General features: G+C 67.5%; 8 protein-coding genes. 2 read left to right on the forward strand and 6 right to left on the reverse strand.

The annotated features are described in order from the left end of the window. Nucleotides 1–61 precede the first annotated feature (61 nt). Both A176_RS14130 and A176_RS14135 read right to left on the reverse strand, forming a co-directional pair. The gene (locus A176_RS14130) at nt 62–271 is read right to left on the reverse strand and encodes a hypothetical protein (protein WP_002640789.1); all 210 of its coding nucleotides are present in this window, start codon (nt 269–271) and stop codon (nt 62–64) included. A 305-nt stretch (nt 272–576) separates the two neighbouring features. Beyond that, nucleotides 577–2,655 carry a sodium-translocating pyrophosphatase gene (locus A176_RS14135; protein WP_002640788.1) on the reverse strand — a complete coding sequence of 693 codons (2,079 nt, stop codon included), beginning with the start codon at nt 2,653–2,655 and terminating at the stop codon, nt 577–579. Nucleotides 2,656–3,133: 478 nt separating this feature from the next. Between A176_RS14135 and A176_RS14140 the strand changes: the two genes are divergently transcribed. Continuing rightward, the gene (locus A176_RS14140) at nt 3,134–6,217 is read left to right on the forward strand and encodes an error-prone DNA polymerase (protein WP_002640787.1); all 3,084 of its coding nucleotides are present in this window, start codon (nt 3,134–3,136) and stop codon (nt 6,215–6,217) included. Here the strand turns inward: A176_RS14140 and A176_RS14145 are convergent. Then, a complete protein-coding gene (locus A176_RS14145; RefSeq protein WP_044889158.1) occupies nt 6,159–7,541 on the reverse strand; it encodes a hypothetical protein in 1,383 nt (460 codons plus the stop codon). The two genes, A176_RS14140 and A176_RS14145, sit on opposite strands and share 59 nt — an antisense overlap. Then, nucleotides 7,538–9,076, reverse strand: a complete 1,539-nt coding sequence (locus A176_RS14150) for a DEAD/DEAH box helicase (RefSeq protein ID WP_002640786.1) — start codon at nt 9,074–9,076, stop codon at nt 7,538–7,540. The genes A176_RS14145 and A176_RS14150 overlap by 4 nt, the downstream gene beginning before the upstream one ends. A 98-nt stretch (nt 9,077–9,174) precedes the next feature. Here A176_RS14150 and A176_RS14155 point away from each other — a divergent pair, with 98 nt between their 5' ends. Next, a complete protein-coding gene (locus A176_RS14155; protein WP_002640785.1) occupies nt 9,175–10,002 on the forward strand; it encodes a DUF4336 domain-containing protein in 828 nt (275 codons plus the stop codon). A 151-nt stretch (nt 10,003–10,153) separates the two neighbouring features. Here A176_RS14155 and A176_RS14160 read toward each other — a convergent pair whose 3' ends face one another. Both A176_RS14160 and A176_RS14165 read right to left on the reverse strand, forming a co-directional pair. Beyond that, complete coding sequence (locus A176_RS14160; RefSeq protein WP_002640784.1) at nt 10,154–11,719, reverse strand: Kelch repeat-containing protein; 1,566 nt, start codon at nt 11,717–11,719, stop codon at nt 10,154–10,156. A gap of 31 nt (nt 11,720–11,750) precedes the next feature. Beyond that, nucleotides 11,751–12,083: a Kelch repeat-containing protein gene (locus A176_RS14165; protein ID WP_021780952.1), complete on the reverse strand. Its 333-nt coding sequence runs from the start codon at nt 12,081–12,083 to the stop codon at nt 11,751–11,753. Nucleotides 12,084–12,121 lie beyond the last annotated feature (38 nt).

Genomic DNA, 12,121 nt, shown 5'->3' on the forward strand with positions numbered 1-12,121 from the left:
TTTGGCAGTCGCACAGGCGTCCTGTCAAACAGGCGGGCGGCGCCCCGCGTTGGCCCGACGCTCACATGCGAAGCGTTGCCTCACCATCCTCCGCGCGCATCAGGGAATCCACCTGACGCTGGAGGTCCTGCAACTGGTCGAGCTTCACCTTGAGCGCCTCGCGAAGCGCTCGCTCGTCGGTGTGGAGGACCTCGTCGCGCAACTGGTCGACGCTTTCGGCCAGGCAGGCGTGGAGGAGGTGGATCTGCTGCTGGGAGAGCTCCAGGACCATGGGATACCTCTCTGTCAGCGGGACAGCGGTGGCACGCCTTCCAAAGGTAATGCGTCCCCGCCGGCGACGCGGGCGCCCGGACCCCGCTTGGTGGGATGTCCGCTGTCCTACATTCGTGTGGGAGCGTGGGAGGCCGGGGGCACGCGGCCGCCAGAGGGAGACTCCGGCGGCCGGGCTTCATCCCGGCTCGGCGTCCAGACGGAGCGCCGAGGCACCGCGCGGCTCCTGGGAGCCGTACCGTGCGGGCAACCGCTTGCGGCGTGCCGCCCCGGGGTCAGGGCGCCACACCGCGAGCGGTGAAACACCTACCGGAGGGCGATGAGGGAGGCCACGAGCAGCGACACGACGCTCATGACCTTGATGAGGATGGCCACGCCCGGACCGGAGGTGTCCTTGAACGGGTCACCGACCATGTCACCGACGACGGCAGCCTTGTGGACCGCGGAGCCCTTCGCGTGGCCCGGCAGCTTGCCCTTCTCGATGTACTTCTTGGCGTTGTCCCACGCGCCACCCGCGTTGGCCATGTAGAGGGCCATGGTGGCGCCGACGACGAGCGCGCCGGCCAGCAGGCCCGCCAGGGCGCTGGGGCCCAGCAGGAAGCCCACGAGCGGCGGGGCGACGACGGCGACGATGCCCGGGAAGATCATCTCGCGCAGCGCGCTCTTGGTCGCGATGTCGACGATCTTCTTGGGGTCCGGGTCGGCCTTGAGCTCCATCAGGCCCGGGATCTCACGGAACTGACGGCCAATCTCCTCGACGATGGCGCCGGCGGCGCGGCCCACGGCGAGCATCGTGGAGGCGCCCACCATGAACGGGAGGATGGAGCCCAGCAGCAGGCCCACGATGACGCTCGGGTCGGTCAGCAGCAGGCTCATCGGCGGCATGCCGGCGGCGGCGCGCGTGTGGTTGACCTCGAGGTTGAAGGCGGAGAAGAGCGCGATGACGGTGAGCGTCGCCGAGCCGATGGCGAAGCCCTTGCCGATGGCCGCCGTGGTGTTGCCCACCGCGTCCAGCTCGTCCGTGATGGCGCGGACCTCGGGGCCCAGGCCGGACATCTCGGAGATGCCGCCGGCGTTGTCGGAGATGGGGCCATAGGCGTCCACCGTCATCACGACGGCGGTGCCACCCAGCATGCCCACGGCCGACAGCGCGATGCCGTACAGGCCGAGCGCCTGGTCCGCGATGTACGCCACCAGGGCGATGGTCGCCATCGAGATGCCGACGCTCTCCATGCCCACGGCGAGGCCGCGGATGAGGTTGGTGCCGGCGCCGGTGATGGAGGCCTCGGCGATGCGCTGCACCGGACGGGCGGAGGTGTAGTAGTCCGTCACGAGGCCGATGATGGCGCCGCCGAACGCACCGGCGGCCAGGGCCACCGTGATGGCCTGGGACAGGCCGAACACCTGCATCATCACGAAGGACAGGCCCACCAGGATGACGGGGGGCAGGATGAGCGCGCTGCGCAGCACCTGCGCGGGGTTCATGTGCTTGAGCGCGCGGGCGATGAAGATGCTCAGGAGGCTGACCACCAGGCCCACCGCGGACAGCACGAGCGGCAGCACCACGCCGGCGATCTTCGCGTTGCCCGTCGCCGCGGGGTCCACCACGAGGCGGGAGAGGTCCGTGGCGCTGGCCGTCAGGGCCATGGCCATGGCGGCGACGATGGCGGCCACCATGGACTCGTAGATGTCGGCGCCCATGCCGGCCACGTCGCCCACGTTGTCACCGACGTTGTCGGCGATGACGCCCGGGTTGCGCGGGTCGTCCTCGGGGATGTTCTCGATGACCTTGCCGGCGATGTCGGAGCCGACGTCGGCCGCCTTGGTGTAGATGCCGCCGCCCACGCGCGCGAACAGCGCGATGGAGCTGGCGCCCACCGCGAACGAGTGGAGGATGGGGGACAGCTCCGGGTGGCCCTGGAAGAAGTAGTAGACGCCGCCCATGCCAATCAGGCCCAGGCCGGCGACGGCCAGACCCATCACCGCGCCGCCGTCGAGGGCGACGAGGAGGGCGTTCGGCTTCGAGCCCGAGCGCGCGGCCTGCGCGGTGCGCACGTTGGCGTAGGTCGCGGCCTTCATGCCGATGTAGCCGGCCAGCAGCGACAGGAACGCGCCCAGCACGAAGCTGCCGCTGGCGAGAGGCCCCAGCGCCAGGCCGATGAGCACCGCGATGACCGCGCAGTACGCCGCGAGCACCTTGTACTCACGGACGAGGAACGCCATCGCGCCTTCGCGGATGTAGCCCGCGATGCGGTTCATCGTCGCGTCGCCGTCCGGGAGCGCCTTGACGCGGAAGTAGAAGACCGCAGCGAAGAGCAACCCCACGGCGCCAATGACGCCGGGGCTGATTGCCCAGAAACTCGACTCGAGACTCGACAACTCCATCCATTCCTCCGAAGCAGTCTCGGGGGATTGGCCTCCCTTCCGAGTCGCTCGTACTCCGCGAAAATTTGTCCGGAGGCGTATACGTGATTTCTGTGCAAGCGGGGAGGTTCCTCGGCGCGCCGCCGAGGGAAGGGCGGTTCGTCGAGGCCGTGGGCGGGTGCGTCAGTGCCTCGCGCCGTCAGGGCGCACCCAGGTCGCCGCGCCCCGTGATTCAGCGAAACGCGTGTGCCCTCGCGGGGTTAGGACCTCTCGTTTCGGGTGGGCGCGGCGCGAGGGGGCCGGTTCGGGGGCGCGGTGTGCGTCTTGGTTTGAGGTGCGTGGGAGGGGGCCTCGCTCGCGGAGCCACGCGGCGCGCGAAGGCGCCCCCCTCCACCCGTCGCCGTGATCGACCTCATCCACGTCAACCCATGAAGTCCGGTGTCGTGAAGGGAAGATCCAATCTAGCGCCTGAACGCCCGCTCAGTATCTAGATCCGGGCGTGGATTACGCCGAGCTGGTGTGCCGCTCCAACTTCTCGTTCCTTCGCGGGGCCTCGCACCCGGAAGAGCTGGTGGCCACGGCCGCGCGGCTCGGGCTGGGTGCGCTCGCGCTGACGGACGCGGACGGCCTGTATGGCGCGGTGAAGGCGCACCTGGCGGCCAAGGAGCACGGCGTCCGGCTCATCCTGGGCGCCGAGCTGACGCTGGAGGACGGCCCTCCGGTGGTGGTGTACGCGGCGGATGGCACCGGGTACTCCAGCCTGTGCGCCCTGGTGTCGCAGAGCCGGATGACGCACCCAAAGGGGGAGGCGGGGCTGCCCTGGCGGGCGCTGGCGGACCGGTCTGCGGGGCTGCTCGCGCTCCTGCCCGAGCCCGCGCCCCTCGAGCAGGTCGCCTCGCTGGCGGAGGCCTTTCCGGAGCGCTTCCACGTCGGCGTGTGCCGCACCCTGTCCGCTGGGGACGCGGAGCGGGAGGCCCGGGCGGAGCGGTTGGCGCGGGAGCTGGGCGTGCCGCTGGTGGCGCACAACGACGTGCACACGCACCACCGCAGGCGGCAACCGCTGCAGGACGTGTTGGTGTCCATTCGCCACGGGACGTCGGTGGACCGGGTGGGGACGCGGCTGTTGCCCAACGCGGAGCGGACGCTGAAGTCGCCGCGAGACATGGCGCGTCTGTTCGCGGATCGGCCAGAGGCCCTGGCGCGCGCGGCGGAGCTGGCCTCGCGCTGCCACGCCTCGTTGGATGATTTGCACTACCGCTTCCCCGAAGAGGACCTGCCCGAGGGCCGCACCGCGAACGCGCACCTGCGCGCGTTGACCTACGAAGGGCTCCAGCTTCGCTACCCGGGCGGCGTGCCCGCGGCGGTGGTGAAGCAGATCGAACACGAGCTGAAGCTGATCGCCGCGCTGGACTTCGCGGGGTACTTCCTGGCGCTGTGGGACATCGTCCACTTCGCGCGTGGGCGGGGGATTCTCTGCCAGGGGCGGGGGAGCGCGGCGAACTCGGCGGTGTGCTACGCGCTGCAAATCACCGCCATCGACCCGGTGCGCATGGGCCTGCTGTTCGAGCGCTTCCTCAGCATGGAGCGCAAGGAGCCGCCGGACATCGACGTGGACTTCGAGCACGAGCGCCGCGAGGAGGTGCTCCAGTACGTCTACGCGAAGTACGGCCGCCAGCGCGCGGGCATGGTGTGTGAGGTCATCTGCTTCCGGGGCCGGCTGGCGCTGCGCGAGACGGGCAAGGCCCTGGGCCTGTCCCTGGACCAGGTGGACCGGTTGTCGAAGGTGTCCGCGTCCAACGGCTTCGACGTGACGCCGGACGTTTTGCGTGAGGCGGGGCTGTCCGCGGAGGACGGCCGCGTCCAGAAGACGTTGGCGCTGGCCATGGAGCTGGAGGGATTCCCCCGGCACCTGTCCATTCACGTGGGCGGCTTCGTGATGACGCGCGAGCCGCTGACAGAGCTGGTGCCGGTGGAGAACGCGGCGATGCCGGGCCGCACCGTCATCCAATGGGAGAAGGACGACATCAACGCGGTGGGGCTGCTGAAGGTTGACCTGCTGGCGCTGGGCATGTTGACGGCGCTGTCGAAGTGCTTCGCGTTGATCCGTGAGCACCACGGGCGCGAGCTGTCCCTGGCGACGGTGCCCGCCGAGGACCCGAAGGTCTACGACATGCTGTGCGAGGCGGACACGGTGGGCGTGTTCCAGATCGAGAGCCGGGCGCAGATGAACATGCTGCCCCGGCTCAGGCCTCGGACGTTCTACGACCTGGTGGTGGAGATTGCCCTCATCCGCCCGGGGCCCATCGTTGGCAACATGGTGCATCCCTTCCTGCGCCGGCGGCACGGCCAGGAGCGGGTGGAGTACCCGAGCGAGGCGGTGAAGGAGATTCTGGGCAAGACGCTGGGCGTGCCGCTCTTCCAGGAGCAGGCGATGAAGCTGGCCATGGTGGCCGCGGGCTTCACGGCGGGCGAGGCGGACGGCCTGCGGCGGGTGCTGAGCCACAAGCGCGCCGAGTCCATGTTGTTGCAATACCGGGGACGCTTCGTGGACGGCTGCACGTCGCGGGGCTACACGCGCAAGCAGGCCGAGGAGTGGTTCGACAACTTCCGGGGCTTCGCGCACTACGGTTTCCCGGAGAGCCACTCGGCGAGCTTCGCGCTGATTGCGTATGCGTCCAGTTGGTTGAAGTGCCATTACCCGGCGGCCTTCACGGCGGCGCTGTTGAACTCGCAGCCCATGGGATTCTACGCGCCGCATACGCTGGTGGCCGACGCGCAGCGGCACGGCGTGGAGGTGCGGCCGGTGGACGTGCGGCTCTCGGACTGGGATTGCACCTTGGAGGAGGGGGGCAGGGCGTTGCGGTTGGGACTCCGGATGGTGAAGGGCCTGGGCGCTTCCGCCGGGCAGCGGGTGGCGGCCTCGAAGGGCACGGGCTACCGCGACGTGGGGGACCTGGCGAGGCGGACGCGGATACCTCGGCACGAGCTGACGCGGCTGGCCTTGGCGGGGGCGCTGGCGTCACTGTGTGGTTCCCGGCGACAGGCTTTGTGGGAGCTTCAGGCGCTGGGGCCGCTGGATGCGGATGATTTGTTCTTTGGAATGGCCATGGACGGCACGGCGGTGGAGCTGCCTTCCATGGATGTTCTGGAGCGGGTCTGCGCGGATTACGACACGGTGGGTCTGTCGCTGGAGAAGCATCCGCTGGAATTGCTGCGCCCGACGCTGAAGAAGCTGGGCGCGGTGACGGCGGAGGGTTTGAAGAAGGTGTCCCATGGGCGCAAGGTGGCAGTGGGAGGCATGCTCATCTGCCGCCAGCGGCCTCCCACTGCCAAGGGCATCTGCTTCATCTCGTTGGAGGATGAGACAGGCATCGCGAACCTGGTGGTTCCTCCGGATGTGTATGAGCGGTGCCGCAAGGACATCCATGGCGCCCTCTTCCTAGTGGGAGAGGGCGTGTTGGAGCGCTCGGGGAAGGTGACGAACGTGAAGTCTTTCCGTGTGGCGTCACTGCCCGGTCGGGAGGCTACGGAGCCTCGGGTTCAGCGGCCGCGCGGGTATGAACAAAAAGCGTCTCAGCCTTGATCTGCCCGGGTTGCGAGAGCCAGTCGTAGAGCGCATGGGCATCCATGGTTCGCCGCAGCAGGCGAACGAAGGCTTCCGCCAGGTCGTGGGTCTCCACGACGCCAAGCCGGGCGCAGGACTGGAGTTGTTCCGGGACGTTGGGGTCGATTCCTGGTTGGCAGAGCGTCACACAGAACAGGTCCTGATGGCCGAACTGCTCTGAGCTGCTGAGGACCACGCGAGCGGCGTTCAGGTCGACGAGGTTGTTGCCTTGCTTGGTTTTACATTCGACGACGATGCTGGGCCGCCCGTCGAAATGTAGGATGTAGTCGAAGGCCCCTGGCTTCTGTCCCGTGTCGAAGAGTTCGTAAGCTATCCCCGCGCGCTCCAGCAGGGCCTCGAACGCGCTTTCGAACCCCTTTTCCCGGTGGTTGTAGAAGCCCTCGATAAGAGGCTTGTCTTCGTCGCTCAGCCGCGTAAGTTGCTGCGCCAGTCGCCGCTGTCTGACGGTGTCGTGCCACGCGTTCGCCAGCCGCTGGAACTCAATGGCCTTGTCGTTGGCGTTGTGGGCATCCAGCGCCTTCAACGTATCGACGAGCTGGTGCCAGTTGCTCCGAAGCCGCAGGCTCTCGAACGTGCCGAGGCCCATCTTGTGGAGCGCGATGGCTTCCACCCTGGAGATGGCTCGCTCCCCCGATTCAGCCCTCAGCTCCGTCATCCAGAGCGCGGCGGTGGGAAGGCCGACGTCCAGCCTCCACTGAAGCTGCCGGATAGGGGAGATGAGGAGCCGGAGATCGGTGAGTGCCTGGGGGGACAGCAACCTGAAGGCCTGGGGACGCTCTCCCTTGGACTGGCTCGGGTTGCTCGCTGCCGCGAGGATATTGGAGAGCCCCGAGAGCACCCAGGTCAGGTCTCGGCAGAGTCCCATGATCGACCCCGCTCGAACATTGGGGAATTGATCTTCGAGAAGGTTGACCGGGACGCCGTCGAGCCAGTGCATAAGAAGGCTGGAGGAGTTCGCGGCCGAGCGATAAGCCTGCCATGGCTGCTCGGCAAGGGTGTCCGCGTAGGCCTCAACGAGATCGTTTTGCGTGGCCTCGCCGAATCCGTGGTGGATGATGCGCGTCCGCTGGCGACTGGAAAACTCCGGAGAGGTCAGGCTGGCATTGATGAGACAGTAGTCAAGGCGACTGATATCTCCTGTGGATCGTTCTCCGTCTGGAATCATCTCACGGAGTGCGGAGCCCTGGTCGGCAAGGTACTGGAGAAGATAGTGGGCCGTTTCCGGGAGCAGTCCGCTGAATGCCACCTGTCGCCCTGTTTCGGTTGCATGCAGTTTCTTCACAGGAGGAACCCCCACTCGCGAAGTGCTTGGATGGATTGCGCCATGGCCCGTCTCCAGTGTTCGAGTCCTGTCTGATTCGATTCGCGCTCGCGCATGGCGCTGAACGTGCTGGAAAGAAATTCGGCGACATCGGACTCGTTGAGACAGACGCCGGAGGACACCAATTGGAGCGCGAGCTGGCTGAATCCGGTGGGGGTGATTCTCGGGGTCAGTGGCGTCGCCCGGTCGGGTTGCAGGTACTGATTCGATGCTTGTGCATCGATGAAGGTACCAGTCGATGAGAAGATGATGGCTCCGTGGGAGTGGGCGGTCCCCATCCTCCCCACGCGACCCGCCATGTTCTGGAATTCACTTGCGGGAAGGGGATCGCGAGTCTTGGTCTTCGGGTTCCAGCGCTTCCATTCGTCGAAGACCGCTGTCTTGAAGGGGAAGTTGACGCCAGCCGCGAGCGTGCTCGTTGCGAAGACGATGTCGAGGGCTTTGTTTTTGAGCACGTCCTCGACGAGTCGTCGTTCGTCGTCCATCAACTCCGCGTTGTGAAACGCGAAGCGACGGGGGATGAATTGAGAGAGGTTCCGGGCTGCGGCCGTGGGCTCGTGCAGCTTAGGGTGCAAGGGGTGGGTGTCGTCGATCTTCATCCCTAGGGACTGCGCATATGCGCGAACGGCTTCGTCCACACGCTTGCGGGTCATGCAGAAGACGACGATCGGCAGGGCTGATTTGTTCTTCTTGAGTTCGGCGATTGTCTTCTCGGTGCCCAGCGGCCCGGGGGGCGTTTTCTCTTCGATTCCAAGTTCGGGTCGATCCGTTCGAAACGTGCGGATTCGACTGAGGGTTCGGCATTCGTAGTGGAGGTGTTTTTCTCTTTGGCCGACGTGGACGAGCTTGGCGCCGAGCCATTCGCTGAGGTCCTTGGCGTCTCGTGGATCGATGACAGCGGAGAGGCCGATGAATTGTCCCCAACGGGCGTTGCGAAGCATCGTCAGGAGGACTTCGATGCTGCGCCCCCGGTGTTCGTCGCCGATGATCTGGATTTCATCGCAGATGATGATGTGACGAGAAGTGTCGGACGGTGAGCCGCTCCCAGAGAGCATCGCCAGGTACTTCTCGTAGGTCGCCACCAGGACGGGGGCATTCAGTGGGTCCGTCGGAACGGAGCCGGCGCCATCTTCGATGGTGTCGCCGTTGGCGAGGACAATGCTGTGCTTGTCTCCCTGGAAGTAGCGCTCACACAGCAGCGCTTGAAGCTCTTCGAACTTTTGGCGAGCCAGCGCTCGATGGGTGACTAGGTAGACGGCGTTCCTGGGCGGGGCATTGAGGAGCCAGGTGGTCAAGGCCCATACGCCGATGAGCGTCTTGCCCGTGGAGGTTGGTGCGACCACGAGCATTGAAGTGCCGCGTGCAGCTCCTTGGGAGAGAGCTTCGTATTGGACATCGGTCAGTGATGGGGTTTCCGGATCAGTGCGCATCACCAGCTCCGGGTCGTTGAGGATTGAGTCTGGCAACCCGTGATGCGGCGGCAGGGTGGACTTCACGTATCCCTCCTCGAAGGTGATGGCGGAAATGTGAGCCGGAGGCGGGACTGCTGCCATACCTCTCGGGAGGTACGCTGGCTGAGCGCAGGTTTCGCCGTGTGCCCGTCGAGTTCGGTTACGGCTACGATGGCCAGGTCATGACCGCGGACAGCCAGGAGCGCGCAGCGCACGCGACGGAGTGGAGCGATGGGGTGCTGCCCTACGCGCCCCTGTCGACCCTCAAGCCACTCGCGGATGACGTGTGGTGGGTGGACGGGCCCGTGGCGAGGATGCGCGTGGGCCCGCTTTCGCTGCCGTTCCCCACGCGCATGGCCATTGTCCGCTTGAACTCCGGGGGCCTGTGGCTCTGGTCGCCCACGGCGCCGACGCCCGAGTTGTTCGCGGAGGTGGATGCGCTCGGCCCGGTCGCGCACCTCGTCTCACCGAACCGGTTCCACTACGCGAGCATCCCCGCGTGGAAGGCGCGCTATCCGCAGGCGACGGCTTGGGCCTCTCCGGGTGTTCGTGAGCGTGCGCGCTCACAGAATATCGACGTCACGTTCGACGCGGACCTGGAGGACACCGCACCACCGGCCTGGTCGCGCGACTTGGGCCAACACATCTTTCGCGGTAGTCGCTTCGTGGAAGAGGTCGCGTTCTTCCACGGTGCGTCCTCGACCTTGATCCTCGCGGACATGGTCATGGCGCTGGAGCCCGAGCGTCTCCAGCCGCGCTGGCGCTGGCTGCTCTCGCTGGGCGGAACGATGTGGCCCGGGCAGACGCCGCGCGAGGTCCAGGTGACGTCTTGGGGACGGACCGAACAGGCTCGCGCGAGCTACGAGCAACTGCGGGCCTGGCAGCCACGCCGGGTGTTGCTCGGGCATGGGCGCTGCTACCTCGATGACGGCGCGGCCCAGCTCGAACGCGCGTTCGCCTGGCTGCGCTGACGGGGCCTCGCGGCGACCGACGCCGAGCGCTGGGGGCAGATCCTTGCGGGCGGACACTTCCTCCGTTCAAGCGGGTCTGCAGGGGGCCTCTCAACCTTGCCCCAGGCACCGCGGACACAACGTGTCCGCGGCCCTGTGCCTGTGACACACCCTACGGCGTATAAAGCTCCGCGGACGGCTCACCCGCGAGCCCGCATCCCACCGCGAGCACCTCCTGCGTGTAGAGCGGCGTCAGCGTGAAGTCCGCGCGGCCGGCGAGCATGCCCGCGGTCTCCGTCCAGGTGCCCGTGGCCGGGTTGTACAGCTCCGCGCTGCCCAAGGTGTTGACGGGGACGCCAGCCCCCAAGCGTGCCTGGCCTCCCGCCGTCATGAGTTCCCCCGACGCGAGAACGGCGCTCGAGTGGAAGTACCGCGCGGACCTCAGCCAGCTCGCGGACGTCCATGTGCCAGTCGCCAGTGAGTATGCCTGCACCGCGTTCGTCGAGAACGCGCCGAATGGAATGGAAGTGCCGTTCCGGCCCCCGACCGCCAGCGGCATGCCCGTGTTCAACACGTTCAAGGTCAGGTCGCTGCGCGCCAGCGAGAGGTTCCCGCTGGGAGACCAGGCGCCGGTGGTGGGGTCATACACCTCCGAGGTCGCGGTCTGATGCGTCAGCGAGTTCGCGAAGTAGGCGCCTCCCGTGACGAGCACACGGCCATCCGGCAACAGGGCCGCGGCGTGGTCCGCTCGGCCAAAGCCGAGGTTGCCCGTGGCACTCCATGTGCCAGTGGCGGGGTTGTAGAGCTCGGTGCTGGTGAAGTACGTGATGCCACTGCGCCCACCCGTGACGATGACCTTCCCGGTGGGCAGCATCGTGGCGCTGAAGCCAGAACGCGCCACGTTCAAGCTGCCGGTCGGCGTCCAGGTGTTCGTGGCCGGGTCATACAGCTCCGCCGTGGTCACCGTGGTGGAGACATTCCCGCCAATGACGAGCACCTGTCCCCAGGGCAGCCGAAGCGCCGCATGTCCGCTGCGAGCCTCGGTCATCGGCGCCAGCGAGGACCACGTGCGGGCGCCCGGGTCGTAGACCTCCACGCTGGCGATCGGCGTCCCCACGTTCGAGCCTCCAGCCACCAGCACCGCGCCGGACGACAGCTCGGTGGCGGTGTGCTGGCAACGCGCCATCCCGAGCGGCGCCGTGGCGTTCCACGTGCGTTCACCCGGGTCGAAGAGGGCCGAGGCGGCCGTATAGGCGGAACCCGCGAAGCCACCGGCGGACAGCACCTGTCCGGAGCGAAGCAGCGCCACCGCGCCGTCGGAGCGGGCGCCAGGCAGGGCCGCGACGGTGCTCCAGGTGCCCGTGGCCGGGTTGTAGAGCTCGCTGGTGCCGCTGTCGTCGAAGACGAGCACCTTGCCCGAAAGCAGCAGCTCGGCGTGGTGGTTCCAGTAGGCGCGGGAGGTGGAGCCGGTGGGCGCCCAGGTGTTGGTGGCCGGATCGTAGAGCTCGGCCGAGGTGGTGCCGCTGCCGCCCACCACGAGCACCTTGCCCGAGGGCAGCAGCGTGGCGCTGTGGCTGTTGCGCGCGACGCCCATGGGGGCCGCGGAGGTGAAACCATGGGTGGCCGGGTCATACAGCTCCGCGGTCCGCAGCGTGCCGGGCCACATGTTGCCACCTGTGACCAGTGCTTTGCCGGAGGGCAGCGCCGTCACCGTGTGCCGGTGGCGCGCGGCGATCATGCCCGCGGGAGTCCACCCATGGGTGGATGGGTCATAGATGTCCGCACTGGTCGTGTCCGCTGCGCCGGCTGCTCATGGCCGTGGTGGGGGGCCAGGTGGCTGTGGCCGGATGGTAGAGCTCGGTCGTGCTCAGCGGACCGCTGGTCGTGGTTCCGCCGGTGACGAGCACCGCGCCGCTGGGCAGCCGCGTGGCGATGGCGCCGCTGCGCGCGGTCAACGCGGGCGTGGTGGCATCCCAGCGAGGCGCCGCCAGGGCCGATGTCTGGGTTTGGGGCTGAAAGGACGGCGCGTCCACGGCCTCCGGTCCACAGGCGGCGCAGACCAGCAGCGTGAGCAGGGAGAGGCGTGGTGCAATTCTTTTCATGAGAGGGCCTCGGAGGGGCACGCTCGACGGCGCGAAGG

The organism is Myxococcus hansupus (assembly GCF_000280925.3).
Classification (GTDB): Bacteria; Myxococcota; Myxococcia; order Myxococcales; family Myxococcaceae; genus Myxococcus; species Myxococcus hansupus.

Coding starts and splice junctions, on each gene's coding strand:
- A176_RS14130 (WP_002640789.1), bottom strand. CDS start 271: ATGGTCCTGGAGCTCTCCCAGCAGCAGATCCACCTCCTCCACGCCTGC.
- A176_RS14135 (WP_002640788.1), bottom strand. CDS start 2,655: ATGGAGTTGTCGAGTCTCGAGTCGAGTTTCTGGGCAATCAGCCCCGGC.
- A176_RS14160 (WP_002640784.1), bottom strand. CDS start 11,719: ATGATCGCCGCGCGCCACCGGCACACGGTGACGGCGCTGCCCTCCGGC.
- A176_RS14165 (WP_021780952.1), bottom strand. CDS start 12,083: ATGAAAAGAATTGCACCACGCCTCTCCCTGCTCACGCTGCTGGTCTGC.